Below are 16,414 nucleotides of genomic sequence, written 5' to 3'. Positions count from 1 at the left end.
ACGTACCTGCACAATGAGAACTCGAATCCTTGTCGGTGTTTTTTGGGTACTGTCCATTGGAACACTGGCCGCCCAGTCTTTAACGATTGCAGACATGCTTCGGCTGGTAACGAAAACGCCCGCCACGTTTGAGCAGGAAATGGAAGCTAAAGGGTACACCTGCTATCAGCGCAAAAAAACGCTCACAAACTGGAGTTGCCTGTTCATGGATCAGCGGCCCGCTTACCTTAATCAGCCCGCGATGTCATCCCAGGTAATGAGCTATGTATTTGGGCCAAATGCCACAACGCTGGTTGACCAGACGAAGTCAATAGAGGTGTATAACACATGGCACAATGAATTGTTAGCACTGGGGTTTTCCCTGGATAAACGTCCTCAATCGAATGAGGGCGTTGGGTTGCAATACACCAAAGATCGCATATCGGTTGTCCTCCGGAAAGTGGACAGCTATAATGGAATCTCCGAAAACCTATCGGGGTATAGTGCTTCAGTAACCTGGATGCGGCAACCGCCACTACTGCCAAAACAGGACAGGGTTACAACTCAACTGACACGTATCCCATAAATAAACATTAGATTATGTACATACTGGTAGTAATGATAGCGGCAATTCTATGGCTGGCCGGTCTACTTTTTACCCGAAAAACGAGTGATTACTCAGATTCGGGTGCGACCTGTAGGGGTGATATGACACTGGTGGTGATGAATGAGGAACAAATTGCTAACCTGATCTGACACTATGCCACATATTCCACTTCCTGATCATCTGCCGGGCATCACCGGCCTGCTCGAATATCGGTTAGACACCGCCGAGCCAATTCGGAACCTGACGCAACTGCTGTTGCGTGGCGAATCGACGCTTAGCGAAGGCGAGCGCGAACTGATTGCTGCGCTGGTGTCATCGCGCAACTGCACGAACTTCTGCAATGCGGCCCACACCAAAGCAGCCGATCTGTTGCTGGGGGAACCAGAAACGGCACTTGCAGTGAAGGCCGATATCGAAACAGCACCCGTGAGTGAGAAAATGAAAGCACTGCTTCAGATTGCTGCCCTCACGCAACAGTCGGGCCGCGCGGTATCAACCGAAGCAATTGCCCGAGCGAAAGCAGCAGGGGCCAGTGATCGGGAGATTCACGATACGGTGCTGATTGCTGCCTTGTTCTGCCTGTACAACAAGTATGTTGATGGACTGGCAACCGTAACCCCTACCGACCCGGCATATTATCAATTGCTGGGGGAGCGAATCACCGGACGTGGGTACGTTCGTCCGCCGGGCGGATACCCCACTCCAGTAAAATAAGCGAACCCTGAAAACAGGGAAACCACCTTTTACGCGAATAATCATGAAAATTCTATACACCGTCATCGCAATTGCGATGATGCTTACTCTTTCATTGCCCACACTCGCTCAGTCGCGTCGCATAACGGGTATAATCCGCGACGGTCAGGGTCAGCCGTTGCCCGGTGCATCGGTTGTCATTAAAGGTCAATTGTCCGGTGCAACTGCCGACGGAGAGGGTCGATTTTCGCTGAATACGAATCAGAAAAACTCACCAACACTGGTCATTTCGATGGTTGGTCACGAACGCCAGGAAGTAACTGTCGGTACCGGCGACCAGCCGGTCGAGGTACGTCTTGTAGTGAGCACCAGCCAACTGGATGAGGTGGTTGTGGGTGCTTCGCGTGTGGAAGAACGGCTTCTTCGCGCTCCGGTTACGGTTGAAAAAATGGATGTCCGTGCTATTCGTGAAACGCCTTCCGCCTCATTCTATGAAGGGATCAACAACCTGAAGGGGGTAGACATGGTGACGAGTGGCCTGACTTACCGGCAGATCAATACGCGCGGCTTTGCGAGCACGGGCAACAGCCGGTTCCTGCAATTGATCGACGGAATCGACAATCAGCCAGCCGGATTCGGCTTCTCGGTAGGAAATATGTTTGGCCTGAGCGATCTGGATGCCGAAAGTGTTGAACTGGTTCCGGGCGCGGCCTCGGCATTGTATGGCCCTGCGGCGTTCAATGGGGTGTTACTGATGACCAGCAAAGATCCATTCCGCAATCAGGGACTTAGCGTACAATCGAAGGTAGGGGTCAATCACCTGGGCGATGCAAATTCGGGCGCGGCTATTTACACAGACCATGCTCTTCGCTATGCCAAAGCCTTCGGGGCCAGGTTCGCGTTTAAGCTCAACGCCTCGTATATGGCTGGTTTAGATTGGTTTGCCACCGATTATTCTGACGTAAACCAGACAACATCGCCCGAATTGCGTGGGGCAAACAACCCGGCGCGGAATGCGCTTAATATCTACGGCGATGAAGTAGTTCGGACATTGCCAGGTATCGGTCAGGTATCACGGACGGGTTATGAAGAAAAAGATCTGACAGATTACAAGGTCTACAGCCTGAAACTGAACGGCGCGCTCCACTACCGGATTACGCCCAAACTGGAGGCGATCTACGCGTATAATTTCGCCAAAGGAACGGCTAATTATACGGGCTCGAATCGTTTTTCTGTCAACGGGTTCTCACTGATTCAGCACCGGGTTGAACTACGGGGTAGTAACTTCTTCGTGCGCTGGTACACTAATGCCGAAGACTCGCATGACTCATTCAATACGCGGTCGTTGGGGCAGCAGATCAACCGCACTTGGGTACGTGATCTGAACGGTAACGTGGTCACACCCGACAAAGCAGACCAAACCTGGTTCGACCGCTATGCCGCTGCTTTCGCCGGCACGATTCCATCGGTTGCCGGAAACAACCAAACGACGGCCCGGGCCTTTGCTGATCAGGGACGACTACTGCCAGGTTCGTCGGAGTATGAAGCGCAGAAAAGCAGATTGATCGGGGTTCAGGGGCTGGCAGGAGCGGGTATTCTGAGCCAGACGAGCATGTGGCACACGGATGGTCAGTATAACCTGACCTCAGCCCTAAAAAACACGGCTGAAGTGCTGATTGGCGGTAATTACCGGCAGTATAGTCTGTTCACGAACGGCACGTTATTCGATGATAAAGGCGGGAGGATTCTGTATAATGAATTCGGCGCGTTCGTGCAGGTAAGTAAAACGCTGCTTGCCGACCGGCTGAAACTGACTGCGTCGGGCCGGTACGATAAGAACCAGAATTTTGCAGGCTATTTCACGCCACGTGCGTCGGCGGTGTTCTCAGCCACAGATCGGCACCACTTCCGGGCCAGTTACCAGACCGGCTTCCGTAATCCCACACCGTCTGATCAGTTCATCAAGCTGAACGTGGGGCCAATCACTATTCTGGGTGGAGCACCAAGCAACAGCGCGGGTATGAACGTCTATGAAAATTCGTTCACCGCCAGCAGTGTCAACCAGTTTGGTGCTGGCTTTGGGGCTGATGTAAACAAAGTTGGGCCGCAACAGGCAGTGCTCAATAACAAAGACAAGCTGCAGAAATCGGCCGTGCCCTACATTGCACCAGAGCGGGTCAATAGTTTCGAGGTGGGGTACCGGGGCTTGCTGACGGGCAACTTGTCTGTTGACGCCAATTACTACTACGGCGTTTACACCAATTTCATTCTCAACACGGTCGTACTGCGGCCCGACAGCCCGGTGCTGGGTAGTGACGGAAAGCCGAACCCAGCCGCCGCGCAGGATATTCTGAGTGGGCGGGTACAGGCGTTTCAATTGTACACAAACGCGGCTGATAAGGTGTCGGCGCAGGGGGCAACGCTGGGTGTGACCTATCGCACGCCGACAGGCTACCAACTCAGCGGGAACGGAACCTGGTCGTCGTTTAATATTCGGAATGCGGACCCCAATAATGTGGCTGCATTCAACACCCCACGGCTGAAAAGTAATGTTACGCTGGGGCATCGGAATATTTTGCCTAACCTGGGGTTCAATGTTGCCTGGCACTGGCAGGAAGGATTCGATTGGGTCGGTTCATTCAACGCCCTCATCCCGGGTCGTATACCGGCTTATCACCTGCTCGATGCGCAGGTCAACTACCGGGTGTCGTCACTGAAATCGGTGCTCAAGGTAGGTGCGTCGAATCTCACGAATCAGTACGTCGTACAGGCGTACGGCTCTCCTGCTGTTGGTGGCCTTTATTACGTATCACTCACGTTTGATCAAGGTTTAAATAGATAATCTATTGATGGTTAGCTGGTTAGTATTGGATGGGCTGGCTAACTATTTCTGAATGAACACTAAACCATAGCGTGATATGACTACGGAATCAATCAATACGCATGAGGAGGTATTAACCGCCAATTGGCTGGCCTTTGGCCTGTGTGCTGTATCTTATTTGCTGGGTGGCACAGCTTCAACACTCATGGCGACGTTTCTGCCCGTAGTGGTCCCCGAATTACTGGGCGAAAAAACAGGAGCGGCAGAGCTTGGCGATGTGGGGGCATATATCAGTGCTGCGTTTCTATACGGCTGGATGTCGGGAGGGTTAGCGTTTGGCTTCGTCAGTGATCGGATCGGTCGGGCCAGGGGGGTCGCATTTGCCACTGCGCTCTACGGCGTGGCCATGCTGGCAACAACGGTAGTGACCAACTGGCCCTCCTTACTACTCTGCCGATTCCTGACGGGAGCCGGAGTTGGTGGGGTGTTGCTGCTGACAACGGTGTATCTTTCTGAAATTTGGCCTACCCGAAACCGGGCTGTCGTGCTTGGGGTACTGGCTGTTATGTTTCCGGTTGGCATTGTGGCAACGGGTAGTCTGAACGTTGGGCAGGTGCTCTGGCGACACGCGTTCGGGCTGGGGCATATTCCCGTGCTGATCGCGGTGTGCATGCTGGTTAAACTTCCCGAATCGGCGAGTTGGCAACGTGGGCAACAGCTTGAAAACCAGCTGAAAAGCTCAGCCTGGACGGCCAGCAATCGAACAAATCTGATTACCGGTGTTCTCGTGTTCGGATCCGTACTGGTTGGGCTCTGGGGTACGTTCTCCTGGATTCCTACGTGGGTACAGACCCTGTTGCCGCCAGGCCAAACGGGTGAGCGCGAACGTGGCCTGACCATGATGCTGCTCGGAATGGGGGGAATTATCGGCGGGTTGTTTTCGGGGCTGCTGCTCAACCGGTTCGGGTCACGCCAAACCCTGCTGATGACCTTCGTTGGCTGTGAGGGCGGTTGTGGCCTGCTATTCCTGACAAACAACCAGTTCTCTCCAATCATTTACGTCGAAACGGCCTTCGTTGCCCTGTTTTTTGGGATTAGCCAGGGGGCGTTATCCAGCATTATTCCGGCCCTTTTTCCGGTTCAAATCCGCGCAACGGCGGCGGGAATCAGCTTTAACATTGGGCGATTCTTTACCGCGACGGCCGTATTTTTTGTCGGAACGATGGTGGCGGGCCTTGGTGGATTCGGCAATGCGCTGCTCGTTTTTTCGGTTGCGTTCCTGTTCGCCCTGGTAGCGGTCTGGGTACGGTATAAACCGACTGATTCATAATCTGCTGCCAACTAGAAATCTGTTCACAACTAATTGTTTACTGAACAATGCCCCATATTCAACTGAACAATGACGCGCCCGGAATCCGGAGTCTCGTTTTGTACCGGCCCGATACGGGCCAACCTTTATACGAATTGGCGCAGGCACTGCTGCGCGCCGGTTCGCCCGGTAGTACGCTCGTGGACGCAGAGCGGGAGTTGATAGCTGCGTATGTCTCGAGCCGAAACTGTACTGATTTCTGCCAGAATAGCCACGCGGCGGCGGCCCGTTTTCTTTACGGTGATAATCAATCAATTGTTGATCAAGTACTTACTGATGTTGATACGGCCAGTCTGTCGCCCAAAATGAAGGCGTTGTTATCCATTGCTGAACACGTTCAGACTGATGCCCGGACGGTCAGTACCGAGTTGGTAGAAACAGCCCGACAGTATGGCGCAACGGATGGCGACGTACACGATACGGTGCTGATTGCGGCTTCTTTCTGCATGTATAACCGCTATGTGGATGGCCTGGCAACCCTGACACCCGCAGACCCTGCTGCCTATATGGCGATGGGTGAGCGGATGGGTACGTTGGGGTACGTAATACCCCAATCTGGCAGAACGAACCAAGCCTGAACGGGCCATTAACTCTTTTCATAGGTTAGTAGTGCATATCCCCCAGTCTGATTATGGCTGGGGGCATATTGGCTGCTGAATCAACCCAGACATATGCCATATATCGAATTACCCGTCGGCGTCCCTGGCATTCGGGGGCCAATGGTGTTTAGCCCCGAAACGGCTCGACCCCTGAATGAGTTGGTCAACGTTTTACTGCAGGCCAATGCGCACCACCCTGATTCGACGCTTAGCGAAGGCGAGCGCGAACTGATTGCCACCTACGTTTCGGCGAAAAATGACTGTTTCTATTGCCAGACGATACACGGAGCCGTTGCCAGCCACCATTTGGGAGACGAGGACTGGAGTTTGGTACGGTCTGTGAAGGACGATTACCTGAATGCTGCTGTATCGAGTAAACTCAAGGCACTGCTTACGGTGGCAGGCAGCGTGCAGCAGGGAGGCAAAAACGTGACTGCTGAACAGATCGACTTGGCCCGCACTGAAGGAGCTACCGATCGAGACATTCATGATACGGTTCTGATTGCCGCTGCCTTCTGTATGTTCAACCGCTACGTAGATGGCCTGGCAACGGTTGCTCCGGTCAATAATCCAGATTTTTACCGCAACCGGGCTGCCATTATTTCAACCAACGGTTACGCGGCTACTGATATTACATAATCACTTTACCATTCTAAATTCACTATAAATGACTGTACACAAACAACTTCTGATTGCTGCTGGTCTCCTGCTGGCTACCGCTCCATTGGCTGCTGCACAATACACAGCCATGAACACCGGCGTTGCCCAAAAAAACGAGGCGATTATCCAGAAAAACAATGCCCTCGTGGTGAAGACCCCTGCTGCAAAAACGGCCGTTGCTTTCTTCAATGCTTTGCTCAATGCCCGCGATGTTTCTTTCCTGAAAACAATTGTCACCCCTGATGTGGCGTTCCGTAACTCGCTGGGAGTAACCGTTATAGGGATCGACGGGCTGACGGCAATGATGGGTAAGATGGACAACACATTCGCTGGATTTCGAATCGAGATCACGGAAGTGATTGCTGAAGGTGATGCTGTATTCCTGAAGGCCAATTTCTCCGGAACGCATAGTTCTGCGTTTTTAGCCCCGACCGCTACGAACAAACCATTTACCGTTCCGGGCTTTGCTCGCTTTACTATCCGTGATGGTAAAATCGCTGAAGGTTTTTCAGTCGTCGATTTCAACCAGATTACAAAGCAAATTCTGTAAGTGATTAATTGGTTGAGTGGTTAATCTTGTTCCAAAATCTCTCAATTTACCAGCCAACCAATCAATCAGTTAACCAACTAACTACTCAACCAATTAACCCAAACACTATGAACACGAACCCGCTTCGCTGGACGTTGGTGGGCCTGATCCTGCTCATTTTTCTGGAAGCAGTGCGGGTTTACTTCATCATGCCTTTTCCGGGAAGTCAGCTCGACGACGCGGCCAATCTGAGTCGGGTTGGAGTCGCCTACTGGTTGCATCAGTATGTGCCCTGGCTGCGGGCAATAATTCTGCTGTTGCTGATTACGCCCGTTTTCAATGTAATTGCGGCACCAGCAAGAGCCTGGTACCGATGGCTTGTACTTGGACTGGTTGTCGTGTATGCCGGTGCATTCTATGCGGTTACGACCACCATGATGGCCGATCACATGTTTTTGCAACCTACCACCAAACGAATGCTGCCAATGAGCCAGAATAAAATCCCGGTAAGTAAACTGGTGGTAGGGGTCGTGGAAAATGGTGAGGCCAGGGCTTATCCGCTGCAATTGATTGGCTACCATCATCAGGTACGTGACACGGTGGGCGGAAAGCCAATCATGGTTACCTACTGTACCGTTTGCCGTACAGGCCGGGTGTTCGATCCGGTTATTGATGGTAAACCTACCACATTTCGATTGGTTGGCATGGATCATTTCAATGCCATGTTTGAAGACGATAGCTCCGGTAGCTGGTGGCGCCAGGCGACGGGCGAAGCTATTATGGGGCCTTTGCGGGGTAAAACATTGACGGAACTTACAGCCCGGCAAATGACCCTGTCTGAATGGGCATCTGAACACCCCAACACGTTAGTGATGCAACCCGATCCCGCTTTTCGGGAAGAAACCGACAGTCTGGCCACGTATGATACCGGTGTTCGGAGAGGTAAACTCACCCGCCGTGACTCGGCTTCGTGGAAACCTAAATCATGGGTGGTAGGGGTGCTGGATGGCCAATCGGCCAGGGCCATCGACTGGAATGAACTGGTTAAAAAGAAAGTAATCAATACCGTTGTTGGCAAGGAGCCAGTCGTTATTACGCTCGCATCTGACAGACAAACATTCCGCGCTTTCAGTAGACAGGCCTATGGACGAACGCTGACTTTCGAGGCTATTGGTACCGATCAGTTGAGGGATAACGAAACCGCTACAGTCTGGACGAAAACAGGTCTGGCGAGCTCAGGTACGTTGGCTGGTCAGCAACTGACACCGGTGCGGGCCTACCAGGAATTCTGGCATTCATGGCTGTCATTTCATCCGAAAACGGCTCGATGACGCATAAACCCAATAAGGTCCAGTTGAGGCCTTATTGGGTTTATGCGCTCGGAAATCTACCACCTACACGACCAACGGCCTGTTAGGCTCGTTCACTTTCAGCTTCGGATCGATCAGGTACGTCATACCGCCCGTCAGCATGCCATCGATGTATGTTTCGACTACAAAGGCGAGATTTTTCTGCTTACGGAGGTCGGTGGCGGTGAATTTCTCACCGGGCTCAAGCCTCATGGTGGCCGCTACTCGGCCGCCGCCGTCAATTTTGCGTAGCTCCTGCTCATTGACGAAGTGAAGTTTCCAGCCCAGTTTTTCCAGCAGCGGCGGCAGGGTCACCTTGATCTGGAGTTTTCCCGACTCCCGCATCGGATTCCGAATCAGGAACTGTCTGCCTTCAAAAGCCCGAAGCAACCCGTTGAACGTACCGGCAACCGGCGCTACATTCCGTTGGCCAATGTTATTGTCGTGCGGAACCAGTCGCCATTCCGGAATGGTATCACCAGCCGAGAAATTATTGATATTGCTGGCGTCGCCTGTGGCCGAGGCAATCATCAGCATGCACTCATGACCTATCTGCGAAGGCGTCCAGGTGAACGGGCCTACTACAATCTCTGCGCTGCTGTTGGGTGCAATGTTGGCCCCTGCCAACTGAGTGGTTGTCATGGGTATCCAGTCGTTTGGCCAGGTTAACCCAGTGCCGGGGTTGCAATGGTATCCTTTTACGACGACACCCGTTGCTGTTTGTGTTCCCCGGTTTTTGACCTTGACATACGCGAAATTCGGTTGCCCAACAATGGGTTCTTCGTGGGTAGTGCCACCATCGGCGTGCCGTCGGTTCCAGATGCTCTGGTTGCTCCAGTGGTTGTGCAGGTACTGATACTGGCCACCCCGGCCATCCTCAATGTACACGTCTACCAATGGTGGTGCCCCTTCGCTGGTGGCTGGGGTTCCGGGTGTTCGGTAAAGGCCCTGCTTCTCGAATGCCCAACGAATAACCTTGCTGTAGGCACCACCAGCATGCCCCTCCGTTGTCCAGTCGCCCAGATCGGCGGTCATCAGGGCAGAGGCGAGTGCCGCTGGCCCAAGCAATCCGGCTGGTGGATTGGTAGCGGGTGTCAACGTACCTACTGCCCGCAGGATCAGGTAAGCCGCAAAGCGGGCCGCAAATTGCCGCCGCCCCAGATTGGGCGAATCGCCGCCCATTGAGCGGTAGAGCCGGAAGAGCGTTGTTGATACAATCTGCTCGCTGCTGTAGCCCCCCACGTCGTTGCTGCCACCCCAGCCCCAGCCCGCTGCCACCGCCCGGTCGTGTCGACGCCGAGAACTGGCCGGGAAGGAGGAGAATGTCCAGGGAAAGGTCTCAAACCGATCAGCAGCGTGCGTATCGGGATCATTGAGGATAGCCGCGAAGGAGTCACCCGCACTGTGAGCAAAGCCGAAGTTCGGTGAATTGACGTGATCCCAGAGAATACCGTGCCCACCCAGTTCGTGTAAAACAACCCGCCAGTCGGCCGCAATGCTGATCGGGTTGGCTACGTCTGCTGTGTTGGCGAGCATATAGCCCAGCCGCCCAATGCCATTACCGGTTGCGTTACCACCACAGTAAGCGTTAATCTCGTTGCCGTTTGTGGTGGAAATATGACCGCGGTGATCAACCGGGACAGGGAACGAAGTATGATCGAAATACGAGGTTAGATTGAAACCCAGGCTTTGCACCAGACGGAAGAACCGGTCGTTATTATAGTAGGCGTTTACCGCCGCAAAGCCGTTGGTGCGGGCACTGAAGTTGAAATCAGTAGCGGCTGGTGCGGTAGGCGGTGGAATGGTGGGTGTTTCAAAATCAGTGAGTTGAACAAACGGACCTGTCAATGACTGAACGCCTCCAACAGGCGCATTGAGGGGGAGCGCCACCACCTGCCGTAACGTATCGAGCGTAGCGCCAGTGGCCGTTGGACCATTGGCCGCGTTGCCCGTTCTGGTGATCGGGTCTACTTCAAAAACCAGCCCATTGACATTGTCGATCAGGGCCCGCAGGTAGAGAACGGCCCCCGTTTCCACTTCCACAAAGGCCCGCCAGTTCACGGCTCCCATTTCAGGCAGGGGCATGGTGAACAGGAATTCCTCTGCCACATAGAAGTGCCCGTCTTTGATCCGCGAAGGAAGCTTAGGAAGTGGCAGCGTAATGTCGGCATGAGCAAAACCATCGTACTTATGCCCTTTGTGATCAGACGTACGCTTCGCCTTCTCATACCGGAATACGTAAAGAGTACGGGCGTTGATGGCCAGTTTACCCGGCGACGTACCCAGCAAATCAGCTAACTGCGATGCGTTCAACGAAGCCATTCGCTGAATGGCCTCGTCGGTTGGTTTGTCGGGAGCCAGATCTGTTGCCGCTGAGTTTTGTGAACTTACTACGCGGTATGGACCGTCTTTCACCTGAACTGCCACGCCTGCATTCCAAACGGGTAGACCAAAGTAGGTTTGCTGATACCCCACTGTTGTGATATCGAACTGGCTCTTCTCACTGGCGAACCGTAAACCGGCCGCTTCTTCCTCAGGTGCCAGCGCCACTTTCCTCGACAGGCTTTCCATGGATTGTGGCTGAACCATGAACTGATCGGTCTGCTGCTGCAGGTACGCATCAGCAACTTCGCGGGCCGTATTTCCGGCTACTTGTACAGGCTCTTCGCTGTGATTCATGTCTCGCACGATACCGGCCGTATCGAGCGTCAACAGGGTTTGTTTGCCCGGTTGAATGGCTTGATGCATCATTGTAAAATAGGGGGTTTTTGTTAGGATAGTCTGTCCCGAATCAGCACTGACACTGACCCCTGAACAACCCGACAAAGATGCAGGCTGCCTTCCAACTGCTTTAGCGTAGAAGTTACTGTCTTATAAAATCAGGTAATTGAGGCAATCCGTGCGTACATTTCCCCTTTTGAGTGAACGACCCTATTTTTATTATTCGTGCCTGCTGTTACTACCAGCGGATCGTGGTCAGAAGAGCGGAATTGCCCAGATGAATACAGGGCGGCCTGTTGGGCAACTGTTTTGTTCTCTGTATTGTAATCCAACACAATCGGCTCTGGTGAATGTATAGTCTACCTAGTGGCGCCGGTTACCTGCGCTGCTATGGGCCCATTGGCCAGCGCATGGTCCAGCGAGCCCCACTCGCCCGAAAACGGGGGGGAATTGTTATACCCGTATTATTGGTGAAAGTAACCCCACAGACCGGAGCCGCCGAGGCCGACCCAACAGATCCAGGTAAACGGTCGCCGGATGTACCAGAGCTGTAAAAACCACCTGTATTTTTTGAGCCAGTACCAGCCAGGTAAACAACTCTATCACTGTACCATCCCGGAATGGTTATGTTGTCTGTTCACGTATTAGTAGTGCCAGCCGTAGCCAGATTGTCGAAATTCTGTGAATTCGTGAGACTGCCAGCCTTTACGGATACCTGCGCATAGACTGGTTTGGTACAAAAAAAGAAAGACCCCGTAAGAAGGGTCCAGAGGAAGAGTAGTAGTTTTTGCACAAGCAATAGCCGAATAAGTTGGCGAAGCGTAACATAGTTCACAAACTTAATTTAAGCTTATTGGGCAGAAGGTACCAAAATGTTAGTGAGGTGCACTTATTATAATACCTCTATAGATATTCATATAATTAGTGGTTTGCATCAAAGCCATTGCGTAACAATTGGCGAATTGCCTGATGCGGGCGTAATTGGGCCGACCGGTTCGACGGTCCCGATTGTGATTGACGGTCAGCACTTCCGGCTGTATACCCATCATTGTATTGAGCAATCCGGCGGTCAGTTAACGCGAGCCGATGCTCGTTACCCAGTTCGGTAATCAGCGTGAGTAACTGGGTACGCTGCTGTTGTACGACTTCAGCATTCGGTAGATTATCTAGCTGTTTTTCGATCAGTTGCTGTTGCATAGCATGCTCATTCAACGTCTGCTCGGCAGGGTCCAGCTCACGTAACAGGAGCTTTTCGCGGCGGCGAAGTACCCACAGCCGACGATCTGCCTGCAGCCAGCGAAACCAGAATACTGACAAAACCGGCAGGCCGATGCCTAAACAAACCGCACCCGCCAACGCAAAGAGCAAGCCACTCAACACAAACGATAACATCGCCCAAGGGCTGCTGACCAACGCTACATTCAACTCACCCGACTGCTGTAATTGCTGCTCGATCTTAGCCAATATAGCTGCATCGACTGGAGCAGTAGACCCATCCAGCGGAGTTGCCTGTTCCTGCAACTGACGAATGCTACGGTTAATGGCGGCTTTCAACTGGTCGGTCCGATAGGCTTCGTACCGAAACCAGCCCAACACGGCCAGGGTGATCAGGGCAAATACCGCCAGCGAAAGTTTGAACCGCTCATAACGTACCTGATTTTTTGCCGGATCAGCCTGGTAAGGTCGTTCCAGCAACCGATCATAGGCTGGCTTCAGCAATACGGTTACCATAGCCAGGCCGAAAGCGAAGGCCCAGGCTTCCATATTATCGCGGATATTCAGAGCATAAGCAACAATTTCGTGCGAAATGATCAGATCGCCGAAGACGAATGAAAGACCAGCTACAACAAAGAATAAACCGCCGATCAGGGAGTATTCAGGTACGTTGGCTTTACGTCTGGCCCGCAGATCGCTTTGTTCAGCATGCAGCAGTGCTAGCTGTTCACGAAGCCGCGCCACTCGGCCAGATAAGGAACTGATGACGGTCAGGTGCATATCCCTCTGCTTCTCAAGTGATTGCCGTTGGTCCGCCGTGTTGGCTATCGTGGCGTCGAGGTGATCCAGATCACGCTGACAACGGGCAAGCTGGCTGGCCAGAAACGTTTCGTTTTCCTGACTCGATACGTAACTCTCGAAATGGTCTCGCTCTGCCTGATCGTGTCCGCTATCGTAGCCGTGATGAAAATCTGATTGCATAAAAAGAGAGGTTGAAAAAACCTGAGTCGAACTACATGTCAACGAATTGGTCACGCACGTGATGGCGCAGGCTGCGCGCCAGGTCAAACTCGCTTTCGAATAAACGAATCAGTAAATCGCGATGTGCCTGTTGTTGATTGAGCGATGCTTCTGCCCGGTATAACTGGTCAATCTCGACGCGTTTCTGCTGTTGCCAGTTAGCCTGCTCAACCAATCGTTGTTTATGGTCGTCCTGGTGTTGAATCCGGAGCAGTTCGTTGCCCGCTACCTGTTGCCTGTATCTGGCTTGACAGATAAAAAAGGTAGCTGTTACCCCACCCGCACCAGTCAATGCTGCCAAAAGCAGGGCCAGGTGGCTATTTAGCAGGGCTAACGTACCCACATACATACTGGCACAAAGGCCCAGCGAAGCCGCCAGGCCAATCAGACACGTACCAAGCGGCCAACCGCCCAGTCTGGATGAGTGGACAGTAACCGCTTCAGGGGTCTGTGGGCGATCAAGCTGTTCGAGCAATAAATTCAAATGACCGATCGACTCCTGATGTTGCTCGATCTCTTTTTCGAGTGGAGCTGTCAGGGCAGCGAAGGCCATTCGGATAGACGCAATTTTTTCGTCGGGGCGGGCTTCCGAAAGGCCAAAAAGAACCGCCTCATCGCGAAGCTGTTGTTCATCGGTGATCCAGACCGGCAGTGTGTAAGCAGAAGACATCATGTAAATCAGCGTTGAGGGCTAATTGGCCTCTTTCGTAGCGGGCTGTTGGTCAAGTACGTGGAGTTGCACCGCCACCTGACGCCGACCAACCATTCTGAAAAGGCCCAGCGACAGCACGCCTAGAAGGGTAAAAAGCGCGCTGAGTTCAGGGTTGAAATAGACAATGGCAAGTAAACAAATTACCGACAGAACTAGCGCCAGCAAAGGCAGGAATGGGTAAAAAGGCGTCCTGAAGGGTCGTTCAAGGCCAGGCTCTTTCCTGCGAAGGGCTATCAGACTTACCAAACTTATGGCATACATCATCATTGCCCCCAAAACGGAGAAGATGATGATTTGGTCTGTTCTACCCAAAAAAAGCGCTGCCAGACCAACCAGGCCGCCAACCAGCAAGGCCCAGTGCGGCGTACGGAACCGTTCGTTCAGTTGAGCCAGAAAAGCAGGCAGGTAGCCACTGCGGGCCAGTACATAAATCTGTCGGGAATAGCCCAGGGTATTACAGTGGAATGAAGCAATGAGGCCAAATAAGCCCAGGCTGGCGAAAAACCTTGTCCACAGATGACCACGGCCAAGCACCATCGCCAGCGTTTCGGGCAGCGGGTAATCTATGCTCGAAAGCGTCCGCCAGTCGCCGGCTCCGGCGCAGAGAAGCATGGTGCCAAGTGCCAGAACAACCAGTGTGCCGATACTCAGCAGGTAAGCCCGTGGAATGGTACGGCGAGGGTCCTTCACTTCTTCGGCCATCATGGCGGCCCCTTCAATTGCCAGGTAGAACCAGATGGCAAATGGCAAGGCCGCAAATACCCCCGACCAGCCAAACGATTCGGTGTGGGCCACTACATTTTCGACCTTAAACGCCGGGACTACCAGTAGCATAAAAACAAGCAGTTCGGCTACCGACAGGATGGTGATGATCAGTGAGAAATTGGCCGATTCCCGTATTCCAAATAAATTAATGCCCACAAATACGACGTATGCCAAAACGCCGATCCAAAGGGGTGAAAGGGCTGGATTCAGGAAGTGGGCGTAAGCACCCAGCGCAGCGGCAATGGCCGGAGGCGCTAGCAGGAAATCAACGAGGGTAGCAAATCCGGCTAAAAAGCCGCCCATCGGGCCAAAAGCACGATAAGCGTAGGCAAATGGCCCACCCGCGTCGGGTATCGCCGTGGTTAGTTCGGTGTAGCTGAAAATAAAGGCAATATAGAAAACCGTGACAATAACCGTAGCCACCGTGAAGCCCAACGTACCTGCAACAGCCCAGCCATAATTCCAGCCGAAATATTCGCCCGAAATGACCAGCCCAACGGCAATGCCCCAGAGTTGTGGCGTGGTTAGTACCCGGCGTAATGTACGGCTTTCGCCTTCAGGCGATTCGGTCATCGCCATAGAAATATCTTCTTAAGTGACTCCCAAAGTTTCTTTTTTAAAGCTACATCAGCTTCAATTGCCGGTAACGGATCGGCCATCAGGAACGTAATTCCCTCAAACCGCACCGGCTGGTACCGGTCCATCATGATATCGAGGTTGAGACGGGTGAATGGAACGCCGAACGTAAAGAAATGATGAATGTACTTGCCTGCCAGCAGTTCGGCGAAGTTGATCGCGGTTGTGCCGTGTACGTTTAACAGATCAACGCCATTTACGTCCAGGTGCACCGCTTTCAATATCTTTTCAAGGAAAAGTAAATCACTGGGTAACAGGTCGTCGTCGACCAGAATCAATACCTTCTGGCTGATCAGCGGGGTTGCCGGCCGTTGATCTTTAGGATGAGGTTGAATGTCAGTGCCAGCTTTTGTATCAATTTCCGGCAATTGCACGGATACCTGCTTAACAACCACCTCTGTTTCGATCAGTTCAGGGCGATGTGCAGCCACTGCAGGTACGTCTACAGCAACGGGAACAACCGATGGAATGATAGGGTCGCTGATTTGTACAGCAGGCGCGGTGGCTAAGACAGAGTCAACTGAGGTTATAACTATTTCGTCAGTCTCTATCGCAGGAGAAGGTACACCCGTCTTTTCCAGGGCTGGAAACGTAAGAACGTCGTCGGCCTTGCGAAACAGCTGCTCCGTTTGGAAGAATGTCTGGTAAAACGCTTTGTGCGACATAGGCCAAAGATACACCTCACAAACGCAAAAATGCCCCGTTTTCGATGAAGAACGGGGCATTTTTGCGTTTGTGA

The 16,414-nt window shown here is 52.7% G+C and carries 14 protein-coding genes; 9 read left to right on the top strand and 5 right to left on the bottom strand.

The window, feature by feature from the left end:
- Window positions 1-13: 13 nt before the first annotated feature.
- From J2I46_RS21345 to J2I46_RS21310, 8 genes are all read left to right on the top strand, one after another.
- A complete protein-coding gene (locus tag J2I46_RS21345; protein WP_207331100.1) occupies window positions 14-565 on the top strand; it encodes a hypothetical protein in 552 nt (183 codons plus the stop codon).
- Window positions 566-739: 174 nt separating this feature from the next.
- The gene (locus J2I46_RS21340) at window positions 740-1,300 is read left to right on the top strand and encodes a carboxymuconolactone decarboxylase family protein (RefSeq protein WP_207331099.1); all 561 of its coding nucleotides are present in this window, start codon (window positions 740-742) and stop codon (window positions 1,298-1,300) included.
- A gap of 43 nt (window positions 1,301-1,343) precedes the next feature.
- Window positions 1,344-4,121 carry a TonB-dependent receptor gene (locus J2I46_RS21335; protein WP_207331098.1) on the top strand — a complete coding sequence of 926 codons (2,778 nt, stop codon included), beginning with the start codon at window positions 1,344-1,346 and terminating at the stop codon, window positions 4,119-4,121.
- 76 nt (window positions 4,122-4,197) lie between these two features.
- A complete protein-coding gene (locus J2I46_RS21330) occupies window positions 4,198-5,430 on the top strand; it encodes an MFS transporter (RefSeq protein ID WP_207331097.1) in 1,233 nt (410 codons plus the stop codon).
- Between the two features lie 47 nt (window positions 5,431-5,477).
- On the top strand, window positions 5,478-6,047 hold the full coding sequence (locus J2I46_RS21325) for a carboxymuconolactone decarboxylase family protein (RefSeq protein ID WP_207331096.1): 570 nt from the start codon (window positions 5,478-5,480) through the stop codon (window positions 6,045-6,047).
- Window positions 6,048-6,140: 93 nt separating this feature from the next.
- Window positions 6,141-6,707 (top strand): carboxymuconolactone decarboxylase family protein, encoded by a 567-nt coding sequence (locus J2I46_RS21320; RefSeq protein WP_207331095.1) that lies wholly within the window; start codon window positions 6,141-6,143, stop codon window positions 6,705-6,707.
- A gap of 109 nt (window positions 6,708-6,816) precedes the next feature.
- Window positions 6,817-7,278 carry an ester cyclase gene (locus J2I46_RS21315; RefSeq protein WP_207331094.1) on the top strand — a complete coding sequence of 154 codons (462 nt, stop codon included), beginning with the start codon at window positions 6,817-6,819 and terminating at the stop codon, window positions 7,276-7,278.
- Between the two features lie 107 nt (window positions 7,279-7,385).
- Window positions 7,386-8,588: a DUF3179 domain-containing (seleno)protein gene (locus J2I46_RS21310; RefSeq protein ID WP_207331093.1), complete on the top strand. Its 1,203-nt coding sequence runs from the start codon at window positions 7,386-7,388 to the stop codon at window positions 8,586-8,588.
- Window positions 8,589-8,651: 63 nt separating this feature from the next.
- On the opposite strand, the gene J2I46_RS21305 is transcribed toward J2I46_RS21310, so the two are convergent.
- Entirely contained in the window at window positions 8,652-11,357 is a 2,706-nt protein-coding gene (locus tag J2I46_RS21305; protein WP_207331092.1) for a hypothetical protein, read from the bottom strand.
- 320 nt (window positions 11,358-11,677) lie between these two features.
- Between J2I46_RS21305 and J2I46_RS21300 the strand changes: the two genes are divergently transcribed.
- Window positions 11,678-11,881 (top strand): hypothetical protein, encoded by a 204-nt coding sequence (locus tag J2I46_RS21300; RefSeq protein WP_207331091.1) that lies wholly within the window; start codon window positions 11,678-11,680, stop codon window positions 11,879-11,881.
- A 367-nt stretch (window positions 11,882-12,248) separates the two neighbouring features.
- Here the strand turns inward: J2I46_RS21300 and J2I46_RS21295 are convergent, their stop codons facing one another.
- The 4 genes from J2I46_RS21295 to J2I46_RS21280 are packed head-to-tail and all read right to left on the bottom strand — an operon-like array spanning window position 12,249 to window position 16,400.
- A complete protein-coding gene (locus J2I46_RS21295) occupies window positions 12,249-13,523 on the bottom strand; it encodes a hypothetical protein (RefSeq protein WP_207331090.1) in 1,275 nt (424 codons plus the stop codon).
- A 31-nt stretch (window positions 13,524-13,554) separates the two neighbouring features.
- The gene (locus J2I46_RS21290; protein WP_207331089.1) at window positions 13,555-14,235 is read right to left on the bottom strand and encodes a hypothetical protein; all 681 of its coding nucleotides are present in this window, start codon (window positions 14,233-14,235) and stop codon (window positions 13,555-13,557) included.
- Between the two features lie 18 nt (window positions 14,236-14,253).
- Complete coding sequence (eat, locus tag J2I46_RS21285) at window positions 14,254-15,618, bottom strand: ethanolamine permease (RefSeq protein ID WP_310589064.1); 1,365 nt, start codon at window positions 15,616-15,618, stop codon at window positions 14,254-14,256.
- Window positions 15,609-16,400: a hypothetical protein gene (locus tag J2I46_RS21280; RefSeq protein WP_229379880.1), complete on the bottom strand. Its 792-nt coding sequence runs from the start codon at window positions 16,398-16,400 to the stop codon at window positions 15,609-15,611. The genes eat and J2I46_RS21280 overlap by 10 nt, the downstream gene beginning before the upstream one ends.
- Between the last annotated feature and the right edge of the window lie 14 nt (window positions 16,401-16,414).

The sequence above is a fragment of the Fibrella forsythiae genome, assembly GCF_017353175.1.
Taxonomy (GTDB): domain Bacteria; phylum Bacteroidota; class Bacteroidia; order Cytophagales; family Spirosomataceae; genus Fibrella; species Fibrella forsythiae.
Note: the sequence above shows the minus strand (reverse complement) of the source record. Positions and strands in the feature narration are given on the sequence as shown.

What these genes read in the sequence shown, in the direction of transcription:
- J2I46_RS21330 (WP_207331097.1), top strand. Translation starts at nt 4,198, where the DNA reads ATGACTACGGAATCAATCAATACGCATGAGGAGGTATTAACCGCCAAT.
- J2I46_RS21325 (WP_207331096.1), top strand. Translation starts at nt 5,478, where the DNA reads ATGCCCCATATTCAACTGAACAATGACGCGCCCGGAATCCGGAGTCTC.
- J2I46_RS21300 (WP_207331091.1), top strand. Translation starts at nt 11,678, where the DNA reads ATGTATAGTCTACCTAGTGGCGCCGGTTACCTGCGCTGCTATGGGCCC.
- J2I46_RS21315 (WP_207331094.1), top strand. Translation starts at nt 6,817, where the DNA reads ATGAACACCGGCGTTGCCCAAAAAAACGAGGCGATTATCCAGAAAAAC.
- J2I46_RS21345 (WP_207331100.1), top strand. Translation starts at nt 14, where the DNA reads ATGAGAACTCGAATCCTTGTCGGTGTTTTTTGGGTACTGTCCATTGGA.
- J2I46_RS21320 (WP_207331095.1), top strand. Translation starts at nt 6,141, where the DNA reads ATGCCATATATCGAATTACCCGTCGGCGTCCCTGGCATTCGGGGGCCA.
- J2I46_RS21290 (WP_207331089.1), bottom strand. Translation starts at nt 14,235, where the DNA reads ATGATGTCTTCTGCTTACACACTGCCGGTCTGGATCACCGATGAACAA.
- J2I46_RS21280 (WP_229379880.1), bottom strand. Translation starts at nt 16,400, where the DNA reads ATGCCCCGTTCTTCATCGAAAACGGGGCATTTTTGCGTTTGTGAGGTG.
- eat (WP_310589064.1), bottom strand. Translation starts at nt 15,618, where the DNA reads ATGGCGATGACCGAATCGCCTGAAGGCGAAAGCCGTACATTACGCCGG.
- J2I46_RS21335 (WP_207331098.1), top strand. Translation starts at nt 1,344, where the DNA reads ATGAAAATTCTATACACCGTCATCGCAATTGCGATGATGCTTACTCTT.
- J2I46_RS21295 (WP_207331090.1), bottom strand. Translation starts at nt 13,523, where the DNA reads ATGCAATCAGATTTTCATCACGGCTACGATAGCGGACACGATCAGGCA.
- J2I46_RS21305 (WP_207331092.1), bottom strand. Translation starts at nt 11,357, where the DNA reads ATGATGCATCAAGCCATTCAACCGGGCAAACAAACCCTGTTGACGCTC.
- J2I46_RS21310 (WP_207331093.1), top strand. Translation starts at nt 7,386, where the DNA reads ATGAACACGAACCCGCTTCGCTGGACGTTGGTGGGCCTGATCCTGCTC.
- J2I46_RS21340 (WP_207331099.1), top strand. Translation starts at nt 740, where the DNA reads ATGCCACATATTCCACTTCCTGATCATCTGCCGGGCATCACCGGCCTG.